The 22567-nt window shown below is 33.5% G+C and carries 23 protein-coding genes; 20 read left to right on the forward strand and 3 right to left on the reverse strand.

Going from position 1 to position 22567, the window contains the following annotated elements; all coding sequences use genetic code 11:
• Positions 1-15 precede the first annotated feature (15 nt).
• A complete protein-coding gene (locus GQ594_RS00505) occupies positions 16-885 on the forward strand; it encodes a hypothetical protein (RefSeq protein ID WP_160400520.1) in 870 nt (289 codons plus the stop codon).
• An 82-nt stretch (positions 886-967) separates the two neighbouring features.
• On the opposite strand, the gene frdD is transcribed toward GQ594_RS00505, so the two are convergent.
• On the reverse strand, positions 968-1324 hold the full coding sequence (gene frdD / locus GQ594_RS00510; RefSeq protein WP_160411003.1) for a fumarate reductase subunit FrdD: 357 nt from the start codon (positions 1322-1324) through the stop codon (positions 968-970).
• A 14-nt stretch (positions 1325-1338) separates the two neighbouring features.
• The gene (locus tag GQ594_RS00515) at positions 1339-1734 is read right to left on the reverse strand and encodes a hypothetical protein (RefSeq protein ID WP_160411004.1); all 396 of its coding nucleotides are present in this window, start codon (positions 1732-1734) and stop codon (positions 1339-1341) included.
• Between the two features lie 345 nt (positions 1735-2079).
• Here GQ594_RS00515 and tmk point away from each other — a divergent pair, with 345 nt between their 5' ends.
• The 7 genes from tmk to yciH are packed head-to-tail and all read left to right on the forward strand — an operon-like array spanning position 2080 to position 8747.
• Complete coding sequence (tmk, locus tag GQ594_RS00520) at positions 2080-2706, forward strand: dTMP kinase (RefSeq protein WP_160411005.1); 627 nt, start codon at positions 2080-2082, stop codon at positions 2704-2706.
• 12 nt (positions 2707-2718) lie between these two features.
• Positions 2719-3714: a DNA polymerase III subunit delta' C-terminal domain-containing protein gene (locus GQ594_RS00525; RefSeq protein ID WP_160411006.1), complete on the forward strand. Its 996-nt coding sequence runs from the start codon at positions 2719-2721 to the stop codon at positions 3712-3714.
• A gap of 59 nt (positions 3715-3773) precedes the next feature.
• Positions 3774-5180 carry an MBOAT family O-acyltransferase gene (locus GQ594_RS00530; RefSeq protein ID WP_442903518.1) on the forward strand — a complete coding sequence of 469 codons (1407 nt, stop codon included), beginning with the start codon at positions 3774-3776 and terminating at the stop codon, positions 5178-5180.
• A 15-nt stretch (positions 5181-5195) separates the two neighbouring features.
• On the forward strand, positions 5196-6518 hold the full coding sequence (locus tag GQ594_RS00535; protein ID WP_160411008.1) for an SGNH/GDSL hydrolase family protein: 1323 nt from the start codon (positions 5196-5198) through the stop codon (positions 6516-6518).
• Positions 6511-7686, forward strand: coding sequence for a GDSL-type esterase/lipase family protein (locus GQ594_RS00540; protein ID WP_160411009.1), 1176 nt, complete (start codon positions 6511-6513; stop codon positions 7684-7686). Before GQ594_RS00535 ends, GQ594_RS00540 begins: the two co-directional genes overlap by 8 nt.
• A gap of 27 nt (positions 7687-7713) precedes the next feature.
• Positions 7714-8418 carry an orotidine-5'-phosphate decarboxylase gene (gene pyrF, locus GQ594_RS00545; RefSeq protein WP_160411010.1) on the forward strand — a complete coding sequence of 235 codons (705 nt, stop codon included), beginning with the start codon at positions 7714-7716 and terminating at the stop codon, positions 8416-8418.
• Positions 8419-8423: 5 nt separating this feature from the next.
• Positions 8424-8747, forward strand: a complete 324-nt coding sequence (yciH, locus tag GQ594_RS00550; RefSeq protein ID WP_160411011.1) for a stress response translation initiation inhibitor YciH — start codon at positions 8424-8426, stop codon at positions 8745-8747.
• A gap of 59 nt (positions 8748-8806) precedes the next feature.
• On the opposite strand, the gene tmaR is transcribed toward yciH, so the two are convergent.
• The gene (tmaR, locus tag GQ594_RS00555; RefSeq protein ID WP_160400530.1) at positions 8807-9127 is read right to left on the reverse strand and encodes a PTS system regulator TmaR; all 321 of its coding nucleotides are present in this window, start codon (positions 9125-9127) and stop codon (positions 8807-8809) included.
• A 274-nt stretch (positions 9128-9401) separates the two neighbouring features.
• Here tmaR and accD point away from each other — a divergent pair, with 274 nt between their 5' ends.
• The 12 genes from accD (at position 9402) to rseP (ending at position 22560) form a co-directional block, all read left to right on the forward strand.
• Positions 9402-10292 carry an acetyl-CoA carboxylase, carboxyltransferase subunit beta gene (gene accD / locus GQ594_RS00560; protein ID WP_160411012.1) on the forward strand — a complete coding sequence of 297 codons (891 nt, stop codon included), beginning with the start codon at positions 9402-9404 and terminating at the stop codon, positions 10290-10292.
• Positions 10293-10298: 6 nt separating this feature from the next.
• Complete coding sequence (gene folC / locus GQ594_RS00565; RefSeq protein ID WP_160411013.1) at positions 10299-11594, forward strand: bifunctional tetrahydrofolate synthase/dihydrofolate synthase; 1296 nt, start codon at positions 10299-10301, stop codon at positions 11592-11594.
• On the forward strand, positions 11584-12162 hold the full coding sequence (locus GQ594_RS00570; RefSeq protein ID WP_160411014.1) for an SPOR domain-containing protein: 579 nt from the start codon (positions 11584-11586) through the stop codon (positions 12160-12162). Before folC ends, GQ594_RS00570 begins: the two co-directional genes overlap by 11 nt.
• A 68-nt stretch (positions 12163-12230) precedes the next feature.
• The gene (locus GQ594_RS00575; RefSeq protein WP_160411260.1) at positions 12231-12716 is read left to right on the forward strand and encodes a CvpA family protein; all 486 of its coding nucleotides are present in this window, start codon (positions 12231-12233) and stop codon (positions 12714-12716) included.
• 18 nt (positions 12717-12734) lie between these two features.
• A complete protein-coding gene (gene purF / locus GQ594_RS00580; protein ID WP_160411015.1) occupies positions 12735-14252 on the forward strand; it encodes an amidophosphoribosyltransferase in 1518 nt (505 codons plus the stop codon).
• Positions 14253-14620: 368 nt separating this feature from the next.
• On the forward strand, positions 14621-17311 hold the full coding sequence (locus GQ594_RS00585; RefSeq protein WP_160411016.1) for an inverse autotransporter beta domain-containing protein: 2691 nt from the start codon (positions 14621-14623) through the stop codon (positions 17309-17311).
• 115 nt (positions 17312-17426) lie between these two features.
• Entirely contained in the window at positions 17427-18446 is a 1020-nt protein-coding gene (locus GQ594_RS00590; RefSeq protein ID WP_160411017.1) for a hypothetical protein, read from the forward strand.
• Positions 18447-18688: 242 nt separating this feature from the next.
• The gene (locus tag GQ594_RS00595) at positions 18689-18895 is read left to right on the forward strand and encodes a YheU family protein (RefSeq protein WP_160411018.1); all 207 of its coding nucleotides are present in this window, start codon (positions 18689-18691) and stop codon (positions 18893-18895) included.
• A gap of 88 nt (positions 18896-18983) precedes the next feature.
• The gene (gene crp, locus GQ594_RS00600) at positions 18984-19613 is read left to right on the forward strand and encodes a cAMP-activated global transcriptional regulator CRP (RefSeq protein WP_160411019.1); all 630 of its coding nucleotides are present in this window, start codon (positions 18984-18986) and stop codon (positions 19611-19613) included.
• 52 nt (positions 19614-19665) lie between these two features.
• Positions 19666-20397, forward strand: a complete 732-nt coding sequence (locus GQ594_RS00605) for an isoprenyl transferase (protein ID WP_160411020.1) — start codon at positions 19666-19668, stop codon at positions 20395-20397.
• Positions 20391-21233: a phosphatidate cytidylyltransferase gene (locus GQ594_RS00610; RefSeq protein WP_160411021.1), complete on the forward strand. Its 843-nt coding sequence runs from the start codon at positions 20391-20393 to the stop codon at positions 21231-21233. Before GQ594_RS00605 ends, GQ594_RS00610 begins: the two co-directional genes overlap by 7 nt.
• 13 nt (positions 21234-21246) lie before the next feature.
• Positions 21247-22560 carry an RIP metalloprotease RseP gene (gene rseP / locus GQ594_RS00615; RefSeq protein WP_160411022.1) on the forward strand — a complete coding sequence of 438 codons (1314 nt, stop codon included), beginning with the start codon at positions 21247-21249 and terminating at the stop codon, positions 22558-22560.
• The last annotated feature ends 7 nt before the right edge of the window (positions 22561-22567 follow it).

Here is a 22567-nt window from a genome sequence, read left to right on the forward strand (position 1 = left end):
TTTAACAGGTTCATTATGCAAAAACGAATACTCACTTTTTTATTAACATCTTGTTTGTCGTTCATGTCGATAAAAGTGATGGCGCTAACTTGTGGTGATAATCTTACTAAAAATACTGTTGAATCAAATAATTATATCTTTCAGATTCTTGATTATATTGACTCACCAATAAAAGGTATTAAGCAAGAGGTTAGAAATTCAACGACTAAATTAGGTAGTGATAGTGATGTAAATAGTACAACAGCTAAGCATACACTAATGTATGATTCCAATGGGCTTATCACACAAAGCCATTACGATCTTTATTCAGAAAAAGATATCCGAATTTATTCTGAACACCTACAAAAAAATAAATCAGGTTGGGAAAATATTATTGAAGATGCAGAAGATAAAACCAATAGCATTATTCAATTTAGTACTGATGAACAAGGCAAAATTGTACTATCCCAACAAACCAAAAAAGCGGCTGATTTTGTTTTTGTTGAAACCGATAATTATATGTACGACACGAATAATTGCCTGATCAATAAAAATGTACAATGGCAACTAAAAGAAATTGATGAGAATGGGCAATACACAGGTACAGAACAAAAAGGGGCGTCAACCTATACGTTTGAGTATCAAAATCAACAGTTAGCTAAAGTGCTCTATCAATTTAGTAATAATATGAAAAATGAAAGTGATTTTTCGTATCAATACGATAATGAACATCATCGATTAATGTCCATCGATTCTTCTTATTTATCCGCAGGTAAAGAAGCGGCTCATTATGTCACTAAATTTTTAACTTTTAATGAAAAAAATGACTGGCTAACAGCAAGTAAAGTTAAAAATAACCAAGGTGGTAAACAAACAACGGTGACTCGAGAATTGACTTATTATTAATTTTTAGGAATACAAGAATACAAAAAACGTTATTTGGTTGATGGCATTTTTTGTATTCTATCTATTTACTAGAAAAACATTATCACATTCGAATAAACAATAGGTAAATAGCATGTAATGTCCATGCTAATGCTAAGCCAAATGTCAGTAATTTTTCACGTTTTGGGTGGATTTGATGCTCATGCAAAATAGTTAAAATTTGTTGTAATCCAAACCAGACAGGTAATGAAATTGTCAAAAATAAAAGAACTTTACCTATGTCTGTATTGGCTATTTTAAGAATATAAGATCGCGTCGCAACCTCCCCAAAGGGGAGCATAAACGCCATAATTATTAGCACAATGGGGGCAAACATAGCAGCCCATGTTCCACCAAGCATAAACAAACTTCTTATTACGCTTCCATCTTTGTTTGTTGTTTGAATTTGTTGATTTTTCATTGATTCAATACCACTCATTTCAATACAAATAAAAATAAGAAAACCGATACAGCTAGCATAACTGCCCACAGTCCTACAATCAGTAATAATCTGTTCGACTTTTTATTTAACAGTGCGCTTGGTATCGTTTTAGTCATTAAATTAAACCAAGTTGTCGTATGGAAGACGCTAACAAATAACGCTATACAATTAAGCATGACAACAAAAGGGCTACGCAAGAAGAAAATAAAGCGATAAAACTCGTCTTGCCCAACAGAATTAGTGTACATACACACAACACCATACATTAAAACCAAACTTATCCAAATCATCGAAAAAGGAACTAATTTATGCATGATAGTCATTATAAAAGGGCATTTTACATTGGTTTGAGTAGCTTCAAGGTGTTTATTATTATCTTGTTGATTCATAAATATCTCTAGAGTGTATTACGTTTTGTGCTCGTTATTGTTTGGTGGGGTTATTGTTTACTTTATTATTATAAGGATTAAATGGCTTTAATGTCATTAATTTACAGATTGCTATAATATATTTTTTTTTACGTAATGCTTCGCATAATGTGCGTCATGGTTTAATTTATGTTTTATTTGACTTTAATTTAAAAGGTGTCCTTATAATTTAGATGTTTCTGAACCATGTACCTACTATATTTTAATAAGCTATTTTTATGATACAGGCTAAAATAATGAATAAAAATAGCGTACAATAGCGCAATATTAAATACAGGCTTATCATAAATAGATTAGGAATTTAGTATGACAGGCAAATTTATTGTCATAGAAGGGCTTGAAGGGGCGGGTAAGACAACGGCGATTAATGCCGTTGCCCACATTTTAATTCAACACAGTATTGACGATTTGCAATTTACTAGAGAGCCAGGAGGCACCCCGATTGCTGAAGCGTTACGCAATATGATTAAAAATGGTTTAGATAACGACCCTTTGACTGATAAAGCCGAATTGTTAATGCTATATGCAGCGCGTATTCAGTTGATTGATAATGTTATAAAACCGGCACTTAAAGCTGGTAAGTGGGTGATAGGTGATCGTCATGACTTATCAACGCAGGCTTATCAAGGTGGGGGGCGTCAGTTAGATCAAACTTTTATAACAACATTAAAAGAACAAGTATTAGGTGATTTTAAGCCTGATCTTACTTTATATTTAGATATTGCTCCTGAAATTGGTTTAATGCGCGCAAAAGCGAGAGGGAAACTCGATCGTATTGAGCAACAATCGTTGCCATTTTTTGAACGAGTTCGGCAACGTTATTTGGATCTTGCCAAGCAAGACAATACTATTATGATTATTGATGCAGCTCAATCAATTGACAATGTAACCAAGCAAATTGAACAAATTTTAACAAAATGGTTAACAAAATAGGTTTAATATTCAATGATCTTAAATGACTACCCATGGCTTTCGCTACCTTATCAGCAATTAGCATCAGGAATTATAAACAAGCGTGCTCATCATGCTTTGCTAATTAATTATGTTCAAGGTAGTGGTGAGAACGAATTTATTTCAAAGCTTGCAAATCGTTTATTATGCCAATGTTCACAGCAATTAGAACCGTGCTTAACCTGTCATAGCTGTCAATTGTTTTTGGCTCATCATCATCCTGATTATGATGTAATAACCAATGAGCAAGGTAAACGTTCAATCGGCATTGATCAAATTCGTAATATAGCTAGCAAAGTTTACGAAAAATCTCAGCAAGGTGGCAATAAAGTTCTTTGGATAAAACATGCGGCTTTAATGACTGAAGCCGCTGCTAATGCGTTGCTTAAAACATTAGAAGAACCACCCCAAAATACATATTTTATTTTGAGCGATGAACATAATAGCCAATTATTGCCAACAATACATAGCCGTTGTTTTTCTTATTTTTTGGCTCTTCCTAAATTGGAACAATCTATTGGGTGGTTAAAAAAACAACATGATCAGCAATATAGCGATAATGAACTTGCCTCGGCGTTATTATTGAGCGAAAATGCGCCACTAAAAGCAGCGATATTATTAACACCTGAAAAGTGGCAACGACGTAAAGTTTTTTGTAACCATTTATTAGACGTTGTACCACAAAATAATTATTGGCAGTTGGCTAAAACCTTTGATAATGAAGATTTTATTGAACAAATCATTTGGTTCTGTTCATTATTAAGTGATGCGCTAAAAGCGAAGCAAAAAGTAGGGCGTTTTATTGTTAATCGTGATCAAGTCCCTTTAGTTCGATTGTTTGCAACTAAAAGTAATGAAAAACTTTCTGCACTTTATAATTTATGGTTACAGGCAAGAAACCAGTTATTAACTGTTACTGGATTGAATAAGGAACTCATTGTTTATAATGTACTTGCTCAATCCGAATTGATTAGCGAAACGGAGAGTTAAAAAATTTATAATGGAATTTGTCAAAAAATTTTAGGAAAGTATCCCGTTAAATAAAAAGGATGACAGTGAGTTATTTATCTATTGAATTTGGTTTACTCTTTATTGTTTTTTTTGCCTTGTATTGGGGATGCTACCGATCGCCCAAAATACAAAATAGCCTGCTTTTAGTAGCAAGCTATCTTGTTGTTGGTAGTTATAGCTGGCAATTTTCGCTTATCCTTTTTATTTATACCTGTGTGATTTATTTATTTTCGGTGATGATTGCCGCATCGGAACATCATGCAAAGCGATGGCTCGTTTTAGGGTTATGTGTATCAATTATTAATCTAGCCTTATTTAAATATTTTGATTTTTTCCGTTACGAGCTACAAGAATTTTTTAATTTATTGAATTTATCTGTTTTATTGCCAGCTATAACAGTATTAATTCCTATTGGTATTTCATTTTATACTTTTCATTCGGTAAGTTACTTAGTTTCAATAAAAAAGAAAGAGCTTGCTGTTGCTAAATTTTGGGATTTTGCACTATTTTTATCGTTCTTTCCTAGTATTATTGCAGGTCCGATTAACCGTGCTAAAGATTTTTTACCGCAAATCAATGTTGCCCAACCTCGCGAAATTTTAGAGCCGTTTCGTGCATTTACATTGCTTATTTTGGCTGTTATTAAGGTTTACTGTTTAGGTGGTTTAATCAGTGAGCATTGGGTTAAACCAATATTTGCCAATCCATTAGAATTTAGTGTAATTGATTTGTTAGTTGGACTTTATGCTTATGCTATACAAATTTACTTAAATTTTTCGGGTTACACAGATTTAGTTACAGGTATGGCTTTATTACTAGGTTTTCGTTTGCCAATTAACTTTAATTTTCCTTATTTATCATTGAATTTAAAAGACTTTTGGGGGAGTTGGCATATTAGCTTATCTCACTGGATTCGTGATTATATTTATATTCCACTTGGTGGAAATCGGCGAGGTTTTATTCAAACGCAAATTAATGTCATGATTGCCATGTTACTGTCTGGACTATGGCATGGTGCAGGTCTTAATTTTATTATTTGGGGAGCATGTCATGGTATTGGCATTGTGGCACTTAATATTGGTGATCGTTATTTAGGTAAAGATAGGATAGCACTACGTTCGCCAACGTTAGCAAGATTACTAACATGGCATTATGTTTGTTTTACATGGCTCTTTTTTTATTGTGAAAACGTGTTTGATGCGTTGGATTATTTGTCCGCATTAGTGCATAATTTTTTGATAGAACCACAATATGCAGGGGGGTTTTTAGTTATTAGTTTTATCTACTTCATTTATCCAATGTGTAAAAATTTCACTGAGTGGTTTATCATGCAATTAACCAAAATATCACTGTTTTTTTTACCATTGGTATTTATTTTTATTTTATGGTTGGCTATTTATATTGCGCCATCAGGTATTCCTAACTTTATTTACGCTAATTTTTAATTATAGTGCTTAGTTATGATGATATATAAAAAATCGTTTTCGAGAAGTAATAAAAAATCACCATCGAATTTGAAACGGCAACATCATAAATCGCTGAATAAAAATACATTTAAAAAAAGTCATCAGAAAAATAAAAAAAACAAACCTGCTTCAGTTCTTGTCAGTAACCATTTATCTGCTGGTTATATATTGATTGTTTTGTTTGTTACCTCAGTGGCATTAATTATACTTTATTATAAATCAATACTAATTTATTGGCAGCAGGCATATCATACCGATTTACTTAACAGTAATAATTTTATTGCTCAAGGCACACTACCAACTCAAGAATTGGAAGAAAATAACAATAATGAACCTAATATTCAACAATATTTGCCAATACGAAAATCAACATTACTTACTCCATCTATTAATATTTTTTTGCCTATTTTTGAAAATGAGAGTTCAGAGTTAAATGCGCCTTATCCTGAAGATGAAAAACAACATAATAAAATCGAACTTGTAACAAAAGTGGATTTAAAAAGAGATCAATTAGTCAATATTCAAGATAGTAAAATAAGTTCAAATTCGGATACACATTCAGATACTATCGAACTGAATAAAGCAAAACTAGAGCCTGTATTGCAAGATGAACCTAAAAATCTAAACGTAGAGATTGAATTAACTAATAAATCACTACCTATTGTATTAACAAGTAATGATAAAGTATTTTTTGCAGGGGATTCTTTAATGCAAGGTGTTGCACCATATGTTAAAAAAATGCTATTTAAACAGTATAAAATAGAAAGCCTTGATTTGAGCAAACAAAGTACAGGTCTTGCTTATCCAAGAGCTTTTGATTGGTCAAAAACAATTAACGATCATTTAATTGCTGATCCTTCTATTAAATTACTTGTTGTTTTTCTTGGTGCTAATGATCCTTGGGATTTCCCTGTTAAGGGGTATATCAAATATGCTAAATTCAAATCTGAATTGTGGGAAGATCAATACCGTTTACGTATTAAATCTATCTTAAATAGTGCCATAGAGCATAATGTTCAAGTACTTTGGCTTGCGGCGCCTTGTATGCGTAAGGCAAAATTAAATGATGGTATGGTTTACTTAAACAGCTTATATAAATCTGAAATAGAAAAAGCTCGACAACATTTTTTAACAACCAATGAATTATTAGGATGTACATACGAAAAATTCAGCAATTTTGTAGAAATAGATAAAGCAAAAATCAAAGTAAGGGTTGACGATGGCGTTCATTTTACTCCAACAGGCCAAAAAATTCTGGCAAAAGAAATTATGGAAAAAATAATTTATAAAGAATTAGAGGGCCTCCATAATGATTAAATTTTTAAAATATATTACAGCGGTAATTGTAATAACTATTACCGTTGGATGTAGCGTAGCAGAAAGTAAAACTTCTACTGCATCTGCCATTATTGATTTTGGCGATCCTAATACTAAACAATTTACCAGAAGTTTAAAGTTATTAGCTAATAACAAAAAAACTAATAAAGTCATTAATATCACTCAATTTGGCGATTCTCATTCGGCAGCTGACTTTTTTACAGGTGAATTTAGAACATTAATGCAAAAAAAGTATGGTAATGCAGGTGTTGGTTGGATAACGCCTATTGAGATAAAGGGGCAAAACCATGCAGCAGTGACATGGAAATTTAATCATTGGGATGTGTTAAGTAGCCGAAAGTTAAGTAATTTGGATTTCCCTATGGGTGGTTTTATTGCTAAACCTAATAAAGATTCGGCGGCTATCCAGATTATACCTATAGGATTAAAGGATAAAACTTGGCAAGTTAAGTTAACCTTTAAGATGCTTAAAAGCAGTTCAAATATACTAACACTTTATGATGCAAATAATAATAAACTAGATTTTAGTTATATGCCTAAATCAAATATTTGGCAAACTACAACGGTTGTATCTAAATTGCCTTTAATTATAAAAGGGCAAAGAAGTATTGAGCTTGGTGGCGTTTGGTTAACTCGTTACCAACAACCTGGTGTAATTGTTTCATCGATTGCTACGAATGGGGCAAAACAAACCATTTTGCAAAAGTGGGGGCAAGATTGGTATAAAGAACTAAGTGTATCAAAAAGTGATTTGGTTATTCTGCAATACGGAACAAATGAAAGTTTTGATAAATCATTAAATGCTGATCAGTATCGAAACAACTTAATCAATAATATTAGACTGATCCGTAAAACATTACCTAATGCGGCAATTTTGCTAATGACACCGCCAGATACAATGTTAAATGAAACAGATATGCCTCCGTCTTTTGCTAAAGTTATGGAAATTCAAAAACAAGTTGCTAAATCTGAAAAAACATTATTTTGGGATTGGCAAGTGGCAATGGGCGGTAAGTATTCTATTAAACAATGGCGTCAACAAAAGTTAGCTCGCCCAGATCTAGTACATCAGACTCTGAAAGGCTATAAAGAAAGTGCCCGCATTTTTTATACCGATTTGAACGAATTTGTTAGAAAAAACAGCTAAATTTTTATTAAAAGGAATAAGTGAGTTATGTTATCACCAATTATAGTTGCAGTTGATTTTGCGGATCTAAAATCAGCGTGGAATTTTATTGATCGAGTAGATCCTAAAGATTGTCGACTCAAAGTCGGTAAAGAGCTTTTTACTCATGCTGGACCTGATTTTATTAAGAAAATTATGCAAAAAGGTTTTGATGTCTTTTTAGACCTTAAATTTCATGATATTCCTAATACTGTCGCAAAAGCAATTGCAGCCACTGCTGATCTGGGGGTTTGGATGACCAATGTACATGCTAGCGGGGGTTCTCGCATGATGACTGCTGCAAAGGATGCGCTTTATTCATATGGTAAAGATGCACCAATTTTGATCGCAGTAACTGTACTAACCAGTATGGAGTCAACCGATCTTCAAGAAATTGGTATCAATGTATCACCTCTAGAACAAGCGACTAGATTGGCAACACTTGCTAAAAACTGCGGGCTTGATGGAGTGGTCTGTTCAGCTAAAGAAGTTCAAAGTTTTAGAATACGATTAGGTAGTGATTTTAAGTTAGTTACACCAGGTATAAGACCCGCAGGTAGCGATCCCGATGATCAACGTCGGATTATGACGCCTCAGCGAGCTCAAGCTGCTGGTTCTGATTATTTAGTGATTGGTCGTCCAATAACTCAAGCAGACGATCCTGCTCAAGCGTTAAAAACAATTTTAGCAACACTTGAACCAACTAAGAGCTAAACAAAATGATGTCAGAAAATCTACTTGTTTACTCGACCGATAAAGGTCGAATTAAACCAACTGAAACAATGATCTCTCGGCCTAAGGGGGATGGCATTATTCGAATCCAACGACAAACGTCAGGTCGTAAAGGTAAAGGTGTTTGTGTTATTACGGGATTTGATATGAGTGATGCACAATTATTACAGTTAGCAGCAGAATTAAAAAAACGTTGTGGTTGTGGTGGTTCGGTTAAAGATGGCATTATTGAAATTCAAGGGGATAAACGAGATTTATTAAAATCATTGTTAGAAGATAAAGGATTTAAAGTCAAATTGGCTGGAGGCTGATTTAGTTATATAAAAAATAGCGTCCACATGCAAGGGACGCTATTTATAAAATAGTATGCTTAGTTAGAACGATAACTGCGCATTTTTTTACTGATTTCTCGACGCTCTTTTGAAATTTCAGCATTTTTAATAATGTAATCGTCTACGCGATCATCATAATCGCTTTTCATGTTAGCAATGATTGCTTGAAGTTCTTCGTAAGTCATATCTGGTTTAATATATTCACTTAAGTTTTCAAGTAATAATACTCGTTTTTGGTTGTCACGAATCTTTTTTTCGTTATCTGAAATTTCGCGTTTTAATTTATTTAAACGACGAGATAAACGAATATATTCAAGTACACCTTGAAACGATGGTGCGGTTGATTTTTCCTTGTCCATCTATAACCCCTTAATTTTAAAAAATGGAAAATAAAATTTTACCAATTATATACCAATAATTTTTTAAGGTCATATTAAATCTATTTTTATATATAAATGATGTTTTCTCAGTGGTATTTAAATTTTTAGTGTTTTAATTTGTTTTAAATGTCATATTCTGAGGGAAATTCCATTTACCAAATAAGATAAAAATAAAAACAACTATTAAGAATTAGCACAAAGTATTGTACAATAGCTCCAAATTTGTAAAGAGTGCCAGAATGAGAGAATCATAATGAGCTGGATTGAAAAAATTCTTAGTAAAAATAATATATCGTCAGATCATAAAAAAGCAAATATCCCTGGTGGGGTTTGGACTAAATGTAGTAATTGTGAGCAAGTTATCTATCAAGCTGAACTTGATCTTAATTTAGAGGTTTGTCCAAAATGTGACCACCACATGCATATTCCTGCCCGTGTGCGTTTATACCGTTTTTTAGATGAAGGTTCGGATACTGAGATCGGTACAGAGCTTATGCCTAAAGATATTTTGAAATTCAAAGATACTAAAAAATATAAAGATCGTTTAACCGCAGCGCAAAAGGATACCCACGAAAAGGAAGCAATGGTTGTAATGAAAGGTACATTACTAGGTATTCCAGTCGTTGTGGCTTGTTTTGAGTTTGCGTTTATAGGTGGATCAATGTCTTCTGTTGTTGGTGCATTATTCACACGAGCAGCAGAGCAAGCTATTGAGGATAAATGCCCTTTAATTTGTTTTTCAACAAGTGGTGGTGCTCGAATGCAAGAAGCCTTGTTTTCGTTAATGCAAATGGCAAAAACTAGTGCGATTCTTGCTAAAATGCAAGATGAAGGTTTACCTTATATTTCTGTAATGACCGATCCTACCATGGGAGGTGTATCTGCAAGTTTGGCGATGCTAGGTGATATTAACATTGCAGAACCTAAAGCGCTAATAGGTTTTGCTGGACCGCGAGTAATTCAACAAACTGTTCGTGAAACGTTACCAGAAGGGTTTCAACGCAGTGAGTTTTTACTTGAAAAAGGCGCAATTGATATGATCATTCATCGTAAAGATATGCGTCCTAAAATTGCTAGTTTAATAGCTAAATTAATGAGATTACCTGATCCGTTTAATAATATTACTCTTACCGAGACAGTTTGATTGAGTATGCAAATTAAACAACCGAATGCCATGTCAGATCTAAATACATGGCTTTGTTATTTAGAGCAATTACATCCAACAACTATTGATTTGGGTTTAGAACGAGTAAAGACAGTCGCTCAACGTCTTAATTTAGTGCAACCAGCACCTTACATTTTTACTGTTGCTGGCACCAATGGCAAAGGAACCACTTGCCGAACACTTGAAATGATATTGCTTGAGGCTGGTTTGCACGTTGGTGTGTATAGCTCCCCTCATTTATTACGATTTACTGAGCGCGTACGTATTAATAACCAAGAGTCAAGTGAACAAGAAACCGTAAAAGCTTTTGTCGAAATAGAAAAAGCCAGAGCCGATATATCTCTTACCTATTTTGAATATGCAACACTTGCTGCACTCTATCAATTCAAACATGCAAAATTAGATGTGGTTATATTAGAAGTTGGCCTTGGTGGGCGGTTAGACGCAACCAATATTGTTGATGCAGACGTGGCTGTCATCACAACTATTGATATTGATCATATTGATTATTTAGGTGATACCCGTGAAAGTATCGGGCGTGAAAAAGCAGGTATTTTTAAATCTAAAAGTATTGCTGTTGTTGGTGAGCCAGATATGCCTACATCTATTTTAAATGTTGCAAAATTAGTTAACTGCCCGATCTATTCGGTAAATTGTGATTGGTATTTTAGACAAGTTAATAACAATTCATGGGTATTTCAGTCATCTATAAAACAATATGAAAATTTACCTATTGCTAATGTTCCTTTAGCTAACGCAGCAACTGCAGTTGCTGCTTTAAGCTATTCATCGCTTAAAATAACACGACACGAAATAGTTAATGGATTAAAAAATTCTAATTTAACGGGACGCTTTCAAATTATCAAAACATCACCGTTGGTGATCCTTGATGTAGCTCATAATCCCCATGCTGCAACTTATTTAACACAACAATTAGAAAAATTAAAAGAGAAATATTTGGGGCTTGGAAAACTACGATTTGTCATTGGTATGCTTAAAGACAAAGATATTAAAAGCACCTTATCTATTTTAACTGGCGATGCATGGTATTGTGCCTCACTTTATGGTGAGCGAGGTTGTAGTGCAGAAGTATTAAAACAACACTTATTGAATAAAGGTGAACCTAATGTATCAACATTTGATACGGTTTCTAGAGCTTATCGAAAAGCAATGCAGGATGCTAAACAGAGTGATATTATCGTGATATGTGGTTCATTTCATACTGTATCTGATGTTTTAGCTGAAACTCCTCATTTAAGTGGAATTAATTATGACGGATAATCAACAAATTAATCCAAAAAATTACAATAAAATAAGGAATCGTCTTGTAGGGTTTGCTACATTATTGCTTATTACTGCAGCAATTACACCATGGATAATAACCGATAAGTCTAACTTGCCAATTTCTACAACCCCTATTTTTCAACCAGACGTTATTACTCATCAAAATCAGGCTATAGCATCAACCAACGATGATGATTTTACCGATAATATACCAGATATTTCTTATATACCTGATTCAGAACAAAGTCCTAGTTCAATCGTTTCGTCAGATATTGTTGATAATGCAGATACTTCAACAACGATAAACAACGATTCTGTGTCACAACAAGAACCTAAGCCTTATATGATCCAGCTTACTGCTTTAAAAAATAGGCAAAAAATAGAAGAGTTAGTTGCATTGTTAAGGCTAAATAATTATAGCGTTAAAACAATACCCAAAAACCCTGAACCTAATCAGTTAATTAAGTTACAGGTTGGTCCTTATGCTAAAAAAGAACAAGCAGAACAAGTGATTATTAACTTAAATAATTTAACAAAATTAAAAGGTATTATTATTGCTAATTAGTCATTGTTTTGTATTGCAAATAACAATTAAAATAAAATATTATTAATATAAAATTGTGAGTTATTATGATGAACTGGGTTGACTTTTCGATTATTGGTGTAATTACCGTTTCTGCATTAATTAGCATTGTGCGGGGATTTGTTCGAGAAGCTTTATCTCTTATTAGCTGGGTTTTAGCTTTCTTTGTTTCTAGCCGATTTTATATCTATATTACCGATTATTTAACTTATTTTGATAGTAATATTATACGCATTGCAACAGCCATTGTTATCTTATTTATTGCTACGCTATTAGTTTGCTCAATTGTATCTTATCTTATTGGTCAATTAGTCCAAAAAACGGGATTATCTGGCACTGATCGTGTATTAGGTATCTGTTTTGGCGTATTACGGGGTATTTTGGTTGTTGCGGCAGTTCTCTTTTTGGTTGATACCTTTACTTCGTTATCTCAATCTTCGTATTGGGCTCAATCACAATTAATTCCACATTTTCATTTTATTATTCGTTGGTTTTTTGATTTTATACAACAGTCTTCTTCGTTTTTAGTGCAATAAATTTGAGGTAATCATAGTATGTGCGGTATTGTTGGTATTGTAGGGTGTAGTACTGTTAATCAATCTATTTATGATGCATTGACTGTTTTGCAACATCGAGGGCAAGATGCAGCTGGTATTGTGACTATTGATAATCAAAATCGCTTTCGTTTGCGTAAAGCGAATGGTTTAGTTAAAGATGTGTTTCAAGAGCATCATATGCAGCGATTGCAAGGTAATTTGGGAATAGGGCATGTTCGTTATCCTACTGCAGGTAGTTCAAGCCCGTCCGAGGCGCAACCTTTTTATGTCAATTCACCTTATGGTATTGCGCTTGCTCATAATGGAAATTTAACCAATACCGATGAGCTTAGAAATAAAGTATTTGAACTTGCAAAACGTCATGTTAATACAAATTCAGATTCTGAAGTTTTACTCAATATTTTTGCCAATGAATTAGATAAGTTTCCTACTTTTCCATTGACTGCCGATAATATCTTTAACGCAATACATAATGTTCACAGTATTATTAAAGGCGCATATGCTTGCGTAGCAATGATTATTGGCCATGGTCTTGTTGCTTTTCGTGATCCTTATGGAATCCGCCCTTTAGTAATTGGTAAACGAGTCCTTGAAAATAAAAAAATTGAATATATGGTTGCGTCAGAAAGCGTTGCTCTAGATATACTTGATTTTGAATTTATGCGTGATGTTGAGCCAGGAGAAGCTATCTATATTTGTCAAAATGGACAGTTATATTCTAAGCAATGTTCCGATAATCCTCAATATTACCCATGTATTTTTGAATATGTTTATTTTGCAAGACCAGATTCGTTAATTAATGGCGTATCAGTTTATCAATCACGTATTGAAATGGGGAAAAAGCTGGGAGAGAAAATAGCTAGAGAGTGGAAGGATATTGATATTGATGTAGTCATTCCTATTCCTGAGACCTCTTGTGATGCTGCTCTTGAAATTGCACGTATTTTAAATAAGCCTTATCGACAAGGGTTTGTTAAAAATCGCTATGTTGGTCGTACATTTATTATGCCAGGACAAAGTGCTCGTAGGTTATCTGTAAGAAGAAAGCTCAATGCTAATCGCATTGAATTTGAAGGTAAAAATGTACTTTTAGTTGATGATTCTATTGTCCGAGGTACAACTTCAAAAGAAATTGTTGAAATGGTGCGTTCAGTTGGTGCAAAAAAAGTTTATTTAGCGTCTGCGGCACCAGAAATTAGACATCCAAATGTTTATGGCATTGATATGCCTGTTGCTAGTGAGCTGATTGCTTATAACCGAACAGTTGATGAAATTGCTAAGGTTATTGGTGCTGATAAACTCATTTTTCAAGACTTATCCGCTTTAATTGATTCAATCACAGAACAAAACCCGAATATTCGTCATTTAGAGTGTTCTGTTTTTGATGGAATATATATTACTGGAGGAATTGATAATAGTTATTTATCATCACTAGAAAAAAAAAGAGGCGAAAGTAAAAAATTTTTAGCTTCTAAAGAGTCAGAAAACCTAGAAATCTATAATGAAGGTCAATGAATAGCAATAATAATTGTAAAAAAGAAATATTATATAAACAATTAAAATTACAAATTAATAAATTTTTTATTTAATTATAGTTAATTTAATTTAATATTTCATTTAATTTGTCAAAATTTATAGTAATATATGTTAATATAACTAATTGTATTTTATAGTTATAAAATGCAATTTATAGAAAAAATCAAAAAAAAGTAATAAATCGCTTTGATAAATGACATTTTTGTAATAGACTTAGCAGGATTGAATTTCTTTTTGTAAAGAATTGTAAAGAACATAAATAATTACACTAATACTTTATAAAGATAAATTGATTTTAGCTACATTTTTATGTTATGTGGTTTGTCGAAAAAATAAGGAATATTAAGATGAGAAACAATCTTAATTTAACAATTGTCTCTGCATTTGTCATTGCTACATTAGGGTGGCAATCAGCTTTTGCTGTCGATCCTCAGTTATCGCAAAATTCTGTAAATAATAGAATAATTGAATTAAAAGATGGCACAAAAGCTCGTCAGATGATCAACAATCAGCGACGTAGTCTGTATCAAATTGCACTTTTAAGTAGTATTTCTGTCTCAGAATTACGCGCAATGAATGCGGGGCGTTTTGATAAAAAGGATATTGTTGACATTGGCGAAAGTATAATTCTTCCTGAAGATTCTCCTTTGTTACCAGCAATTACATCAAATGATGATAAAAAAGACCCGCATGCTAACCTACCTCAGTTAGGTTCAGATGATAATTATGATGTAAAAAAAGACAAAGATGCCGTTTTAACTCAAACTGCTTCAGTATTACAAACACTCGCTAGTCAGGACTGGAAAGAATTAACCTCGTCAGATAACGGTGGTCTATCTGGACATTTAAAAAACAGAGGTAAAGATTATGCAGAAAACTATGTTCGTAATAGTGTTAAAAATCAAGTTGTTGAACCGGCTCGTAATGCCGTACAAGACTTTTTAGGTCGTTTTGGTACGGCTCAATTACAATTTGATTTGAGTGATAAAGGTGAGTTTAATAATGTTAATCTAAAGTTATTTAGCCCATGGTACGATACTGAAGATACATTAATATTTAGTCAAATATCATTTCAGGAATATGAACATAATCGCCGTATTGGTAACTTTGGTATTGGTCAACGTTGGGACGTAGCTGATAAAAAATGGTTGCTTGGTTATAATGTGTTTTTTGACCATGATTTTCAACGTTCTCATAATCGTTTAGGTGTTGGTGCAGAAGCATGGACTGATTACATGAAGTTCGCTGTTAACTATTATCATCCCTTATCTGATTGGAAAAATTCTAAAGATTTTGAATTTTATTTAGAGCGTGCAGCAAGAGGGTTTGATGTTCGTTTCCAAGGTTATTTGCCACAATATCCACATTTAGGTGGATCACTTATGTATGAACAATACTATGGTGATAAAGTTGCGTTATTTGGTAAAGATAATTTACAAAAAGATCCAAGGGCAGTTACTGTAGGTATTGATTATACACCAGTTCCACTTTTCACTATTAAGGCAGAGCATAAGCTTGGTCAAGATAATAAAAAAGCAACTAAGGCTGAGTTAACAATGAACTATCGTATAGGCACTCCATTAAAGGATCAATTAGATCCTGATATGGTTCAATCTGCGCGTTCACTAAAAGGAAGCCGTTATGATTTAGTTGATCGTAATAATTACATTGTTCTTGAATATAAAGAAAAGAAAATGTCTGTTGACTTAGGGCTTGAGCAAACTCAGCTAATTGAAGGACAGACTTATGCGTTGAGTGTTGGGGTTCATAATGCTAAAAGTTTAACAAGTTTAGCATGGGCCGGTAATATGTTAGATATTGATGCTGGAGGTGGATTTTTATGTATCACAGCAGGAACATGTACTTCATCTTCTTGGCTTAACCCAACAGTTGATACCAATAACTGGAAGATTGTTGCCCCTAGTTATACTAATGAAAATGGTCAGCACCTGCCTATTAGCACAAATGGTAAATATTCTTTATCTCTGTCAGTTACAGACAGCCGTGGTAAATCGGCAACATCTAATGCCGTAAATTTTGAAGTATTACCCGATCCTGCAATACGAAAAGTCGGTGTGTGGGCAGTAGATAGCACAGGTAACAAAACGACCTCAGCTAATCATCCTGCAGACGGTGTAAGTAGTTTAACTATATTAGCAACTCTTGTTAAACCAAAGGGTAACAATGGTGCAATTAGCTCATTTCAAGATGTAGATGGTTTTAGTGATAATGAACTAATGAACCGTATACCAGTAACATTTAACGAGTTTGCTGAATTATGGACTGCAACGAGCAATGGTAAAAAAATTGCTTTAATTAATGGTACATCAGGTACTATAAATGAATGTCCAGGGCAAGAATCTTGTGTTATTGTAAAATCATTTGAAAAAGTTTCAAAGGGTCAAAAGGTGTCACCTAGCGCTTCGACCGCAGCTGGTTTAGAAGTAGTTGGTGATAGTTATGTGTTAGATGTGGCTTCAAATATTCAGGGACGGATTGATTTTTCAATTTCATTAGATCAGTATGGTTTTGGTTCATCTTTCAATAAAGCTTCAGTCGATTTTTCTGGTGGTAAATCTGGTTACATAGAAGTTTGGAGTAATTCTGGAACATTACTCGCTGCAAGTTCAGGCTCTGTACTTCAATTTGAGCCTGCAGGCCCAAATGAATGGCTAGTTGGTAATGAATATCAGGTTAAAGCATTTACCTCTGCAAGTGATCGCACTCCAATTAGTGCTCCATATGTGATTTGGTCATTGGTTGGTTCGAATTCAAGTGCCTGTCCTAATGTAGCAACTTCATTGCCAAATGATGCTAGTAATCATCCTAATGGACCGTGGTTTAACGTTGCTATGGGAGAGAATGCTCCTTATAAAATAAAAGGTAAAACACCTAATAATTACAGTTATGCGTCATCTGGTACGAGTATTTCAGCTGTAGCGGGTGCACCAAGACATTTGGATTTAACTCCACAGTCAGCTTCTCCTACTGCGTGTGCTGGCGATCAAGGATTTAAATTGCAAGTTACTGTTTTATAACAGATAGAAGTTTTGATTATCGACTTGCGTCGATAATCAAGAAGGGAACACCAAGTAAATGGTGTATTTATATAAATACAACATGTTAATTTATAGAGAAAATAGGAAGTTAAACATGAAAAATCTTACAATTAAAAAAGTTGCATTAGGCTTATTTTTAGCTGGTTATGCAGCAAGTGGGGCATTTGCTTTAGATGCAACTACTGACCAAGTTATTAATGGTACCAAACCCGTTTTAAGAGCGCCAAGTACTGGGAACGATCATGCTTTGGATGTTATCATATCTACAGATCCGGCGGGTAATACTAGTATCGGTAACCGTGCAGCTCAAACAGGTGACTTTGTTGTTATTAAATATGACTTGTTTGATGCAGATGGTGACCAAGATAATGGAACAGTGAGAGATACGCTACTTGTTTCGATACAAAAAAATGGTACATGGCAAAGTGTTACTCCTACTATTACAGCTACAGGTGCAGGCTATATATCTTTTCTAATTGATAGTAACTTCGTAGGTGCAGATAAAATTGGTTTTAGAATTTTAGAAAGAACTGAATTTGGTCTTCCATATTATAACCAATGGATAGGTGTAAATGATATTTGGGCAAATGCTGCTCCAGTTGCTACTGACGCAAATGGTTCTAATCCTGGAGACGCTCCTGGTGGTGCACCTGATCCAAACAATCCTAATTTAAATGCGGATCCGACAAACGGTGATTCTAGTCCTCATGGACCTGGGGGAAATGCTGCTCCAGGTTTTGGTCCGATTACGTCTACTACAGCTAGGGTTGGTATTTTCAAAGTTGTCAATGGTACTGTAGACAAAGCAGTCAACTATGATCAAAACACTTCAGTTGATCCACTTAAATATGGTGATACATTCCAAGCCATCGTATGGGATGATGCTAATAGCGATAGCGTTTTAGATGCTAACGAAACTGAATTAAGTGGTTATACTTTTGTATGGACTTTAGATGGTACGTATGAGGGAGTTACAGCATCAGTAGCAGATAACTTAGGAACTGCTGATACTATTACTTTAGCTACGACTAATAGTATGTACACCAGAACTGATGGTGGAGATGCTTACAAAGCTGGTGCTCAAGGTTTCAAACTTAAAGTTACTGCTAACTAATTTTAAATTTAGTTACATTCAGTGTAAAAAAACCACTCTTCGGGGTGGTTTTTTATTATTTTTTTAATTTAATAATGAGTATATTAGATGAAGTATTACTTATTTATTAAAGGCTATTGCTTAACTTAAAATACTTATTTATATTGATATAAGAGTAAACAGCAATAATAATTAAATTCACCTTTCTTATTGTTAACTTAATAATTTAAAATGGCATTACATTTAATTCAATACAATTTACAATGAAAATCCCTTGGCAAGATATTGATCCTGAAACGTTAAATAATCTTATAGAACACTTTGTATTACGAGAAGGTACTGACTACGGTTTACAAGAAAAATCACTCCAAGAAAAAGTTAATGATGTTAAAATTCAATTAGCAAATGGTTCTGCAGTAATATGCTGGTCACAATTGCATGAAACAATTGATATTAAACTAATTAAATAATGGTTAAAATGATTGTTTGTTAATATATAATTTATTGTGTAATTTTGTTATAGTGTTGTTATTGTAGATTAAATAGAGAGGTGGGCGAATGATTGGTAAACAACAATCAGATACAACATTAGAATGGTTTTTATCTCATTGCCATATTCATAAATATCCAGCTAAGAGTACGCTTATCCACCAAGGTGAAAGAGCAGAAACTCTCTATTATATTTTAAAAGGTTCTGTCGCTGTTTTGATTAAAGATGATGAAGGTAACGAAATGATTTTATCTTATTTAAATCAAAATCAGTTTTTAGGTGAATTAGGTCTTTTTGAAGAAGGTACCGAGCGCAGTGCTTGGGTTAAAGCTAAAACAAGTTGTGAAGTAGCCGAAATTTCATACAAAAAGTTTAAGCAACTTGTCCAAGTCAATCCTGATATTTTAATGTGTCTTGCTAGTCAAATGGCAAGCCGATTGCAAGTAACATCTGAAAAAGTCAGTAATTTAGCATTTTTGGATGTCGCTGGACGTATTGCTCAGACACTTTTGAATCTTGCTAAACAACCTGATGCAATGACACATCCTGACGGCATGCAAATCAAAATTACAAGACAAGAAATAGGTCAAATTGTTGGCTGTTCACGTGAAACAGTCGGTCGAATTTTAAAAATGCTCGAAGAGCAGCATTTGATTTCTGCTCATGGTAAGACAATTGTCGTTTATGGTACACGTTAATTGTGTCAAAATAATAATTTAATATAATGATTGAGACGATACGAGATATTACATGACCACAAAAAGATGTATACCAAGTCATGTGGCTATAATTATGGATGGAAATGGCCGTTGGGCACAGTTACGTAACCAATTGCGTGTTGTTGGTCATCGTGCAGGCTTAAAAACTGTCCGAAAAATTGTCACCTATGCGGCGAGTCTGAAGGTGAAAGTACTTACTTTATATGCATTTAGTAGTGAAAACTGGAAACGCCCCTCTGACGAGGTTTCGGCTTTAATTTCTCTTTTTATTTATGCGTTAAATCGAGAAATCAAAAACTTGCATAAAAATAATGTTCGCTTGAATATTATTGGTGATATTTCTCGATTTAATGAGCATTTGCAAAATATGATTATTGGTGCGCAAAATTTAACTAAAGATAATTCAGGTCTAGTTTTGAATATTGCTGCTAACTATGGAGGTCGTTGGGATATTTTGCAATCTGCAAAGAAAATGGCTATGCAAGTTAAATTGGGCGAAATTACTTTAGATGAAGTGACAGAAGATCGTTTTAACTCAGAAATGTGTATGAGTGAGTTTCCCGAAGTTGATTTAGTGATTCGAACAGGAGGGGAATATCGAATAAGCAATTTTTTATTATGGCAAATTGCTTATTCTGAGTTTTACTTTACAGATACGTTATGGCCTGATTTTAACCAGATTTTATTTGATGAAGCAATCAATGCATTTAATGCCAGAGAACGACGTTTTGGTGGCATTCATAATAAGGAACATTTATGTTAATCCATCGTATACTTGCCGCAATTGTACTGATTCCACTTGTGATAGTGGTTCTTTTTTTTGTTCCGTTATCGGTGTTTTCTTTAATTATTATTCTTATTTGTGGCTTAGCTGCATGGGAGTGGGCTCAGTTTCTTAATATTACCAAAAAATATTCAAAATTAATCTTCGCTCTTTCAATTGTTATTTTATTAAGTGCACTTTATTTAATCCCCAATTCATGTGAGTTAAAAATAGAGCTATTTGCCATTATTTTATTTTTATCAATTGTATGGTGGCTGATTGCTTTGTACTTAATACTTAACTATCCTGATACAACTAAATATTGGTGTAATTCAGTTGTTGTAAAATTGTTATTTGCTTTTTTTACTCTAGTCCCATTTTTTATTGGTATGATTAAATTACGCTCAATTGGCTATTATTCTAACTCATATACAGGTGCAATTTGGTTACTTTATATTTTTGTGCTAGTTTGGGCGACAGATACTGGAGCTTATTTTACAGGAAGAGCATTTGGTAAGAGAAAATTAGCGATAAAAGTATCACCAGGAAAAACTATAGAAGGTTTTATCGGTGGTGTTAGTGTTGCAACTATTATTTGTATAATCGCTTACTTTTTTAATTTGTTTGATATGACATTTGGTGTGTTTTTTATTAGTTCTTTGTTAGCAATTTTAGTTTCAGTATTAGGTGACTTAACTGAAAGCATGTTTAAGCGCCAAGCCGGTATTAAAGATAGTGGTTGTTTAATTCCTGGGCATGGTGGTATTTTAGATCGTATTGATAGCTTAACAGCTGCAGTCCCTGTTTTTACTACATTATCTTTTTATTTATTATAAAAGGTGGTAGATTTTGCTGTTATCAGTACTATTGTTTATTATTACTATTAGCATATTAGTTACTATTCATGAGTTTGGTCATTTTTGTGTGGCTCGTTTATGTAAGGTTAAAGTTGAATGTTTTTCAATTGGTTTCGGTAAAAAAATTTGGTCACATAAATTTTTAGGTGGAACCGAATTGGTAATTGCTATGATTCCGCTTGGTGGTTATGTTAAAATGCTTGATGGTAGAGTTGCAACATTATCGAGCAGTAACGAAACGTTTGCTTTTGATAAAAAAAAGATTTGGCAACGAGCTGCAATTATTTTTGCGGGTCCTTTTGCTAATTTTGTATTAGCATTATTTATCTATTGGGTTATTTTTTTAATGGGTGTGGCAACTTACCCCGTTAAAATAAAAGACGTAATACCTAATACGCCAGCAGCTTCAGTTGCAATTCCATCAGGGGCTGAATTAAAAAATATTGATAATATTAAAATTGAAACGTGGAATGATGTCAATTTAGCCTTAATTACAGTAATGGGTAAGGAAAATATAAAGTTTTCTTATATTGATAGTAATGATAATAACCATCTAAAAGAAGTTACCGTAGATATTAATAATTGGAATTTTGATGTAGAAAAAGATTCTGCTATCACAGCGTTTGGTTTTGTACCTAAAAAGTTGGATATTTCTCCAATTGTGAGTAAAATCGTACCGGATTCTGCTGCTGAGCAAGCAGGTTTACGTGTTGGTGATAAAATTATTAGTTATAATAAACAGCCTTATGTTGATTGGAGTGATTTTTCTAATACAATTAAAAAAGCTCATGCTATAACGTTAAAGGTTAATCGACAAGGTGAAGATATTGATCTTAGGCTTGTACCAACCCTTCAAAAGAACGGGGAGGGGGCTGCAGGTATATATCCTACATCTAATGCAAAAGTTATTCAGTATGGTTTTTTAGAAGGCTTTTATAAAGGTACGAAGCAAACATTGTTAACTACAAAGTTAACAATTCGTTCTCTTTATCAATTAATGACAGGTGTTATTGGACTACAACATTTATCAGGACCAATAACAATAGCTAAAAGCGCAGGGCAAACAGCAAGTTATGGTTTTACTTCTTATTTGTACTTTCTTGCCTTTATGAGTATAAGTTTGGGGGTTATCAATCTTGTTCCATTACCTATATTAGATGGCGGACACCTTATCTTTTTATTATTTGAAAAAATAAGAGGAAAAACGTTATCAAATAAAGCACAAGAACGCTTTTTTCGTATTGGCTTTATTTTATTAATGGTAATAATGGGAATTGCACTATTCAATGATATTTTACGATTGTGATGGAATG

The organism is Gilliamella sp. Pra-s52 (genome assembly GCF_009795805.1).
Lineage (GTDB): Bacteria > Pseudomonadota > Gammaproteobacteria > Enterobacterales > Orbaceae > Gilliamella.

Coding starts and splice junctions, on each gene's coding strand:
- GQ594_RS00505 (WP_160400520.1), top strand. CDS start 16: ATGCAAAAACGAATACTCACTTTTTTATTAACATCTTGTTTGTCGTTC.
- frdD (WP_160411003.1), bottom strand. CDS start 1,324: ATGAAAAATCAACAAATTCAAACAACAAACAAAGATGGAAGCGTAATA.
- GQ594_RS00515 (WP_160411004.1), bottom strand. CDS start 1,734: ATGAATCAACAAGATAATAATAAACACCTTGAAGCTACTCAAACCAAT.
- tmk (WP_160411005.1), top strand. CDS start 2,080: ATGACAGGCAAATTTATTGTCATAGAAGGGCTTGAAGGGGCGGGTAAG.
- GQ594_RS00525 (WP_160411006.1), top strand. CDS start 2,719: ATGATCTTAAATGACTACCCATGGCTTTCGCTACCTTATCAGCAATTA.
- GQ594_RS00530 (WP_442903518.1), top strand. CDS start 3,774: ATGACAGTGAGTTATTTATCTATTGAATTTGGTTTACTCTTTATTGTT.
- GQ594_RS00535 (WP_160411008.1), top strand. CDS start 5,196: ATGATGATATATAAAAAATCGTTTTCGAGAAGTAATAAAAAATCACCA.
- GQ594_RS00540 (WP_160411009.1), top strand. CDS start 6,511: ATGATTAAATTTTTAAAATATATTACAGCGGTAATTGTAATAACTATT.
- pyrF (WP_160411010.1), top strand. CDS start 7,714: ATGTTATCACCAATTATAGTTGCAGTTGATTTTGCGGATCTAAAATCA.
- yciH (WP_160411011.1), top strand. CDS start 8,424: ATGATGTCAGAAAATCTACTTGTTTACTCGACCGATAAAGGTCGAATT.
- tmaR (WP_160400530.1), bottom strand. CDS start 9,127: ATGGACAAGGAAAAATCAACCGCACCATCGTTTCAAGGTGTACTTGAA.
- accD (WP_160411012.1), top strand. CDS start 9,402: ATGAGCTGGATTGAAAAAATTCTTAGTAAAAATAATATATCGTCAGAT.
- folC (WP_160411013.1), top strand. CDS start 10,299: ATGCAAATTAAACAACCGAATGCCATGTCAGATCTAAATACATGGCTT.
- GQ594_RS00570 (WP_160411014.1), top strand. CDS start 11,584: ATGACGGATAATCAACAAATTAATCCAAAAAATTACAATAAAATAAGG.
- GQ594_RS00575 (WP_160411260.1), top strand. CDS start 12,231: ATGAACTGGGTTGACTTTTCGATTATTGGTGTAATTACCGTTTCTGCA.
- purF (WP_160411015.1), top strand. CDS start 12,735: ATGTGCGGTATTGTTGGTATTGTAGGGTGTAGTACTGTTAATCAATCT.
- GQ594_RS00585 (WP_160411016.1), top strand. CDS start 14,621: ATGAGAAACAATCTTAATTTAACAATTGTCTCTGCATTTGTCATTGCT.
- GQ594_RS00590 (WP_160411017.1), top strand. CDS start 17,427: ATGAAAAATCTTACAATTAAAAAAGTTGCATTAGGCTTATTTTTAGCT.
- GQ594_RS00595 (WP_160411018.1), top strand. CDS start 18,689: ATGAAAATCCCTTGGCAAGATATTGATCCTGAAACGTTAAATAATCTT.
- crp (WP_160411019.1), top strand. CDS start 18,984: ATGATTGGTAAACAACAATCAGATACAACATTAGAATGGTTTTTATCT.
- GQ594_RS00605 (WP_160411020.1), top strand. CDS start 19,666: ATGACCACAAAAAGATGTATACCAAGTCATGTGGCTATAATTATGGAT.
- GQ594_RS00610 (WP_160411021.1), top strand. CDS start 20,391: ATGTTAATCCATCGTATACTTGCCGCAATTGTACTGATTCCACTTGTG.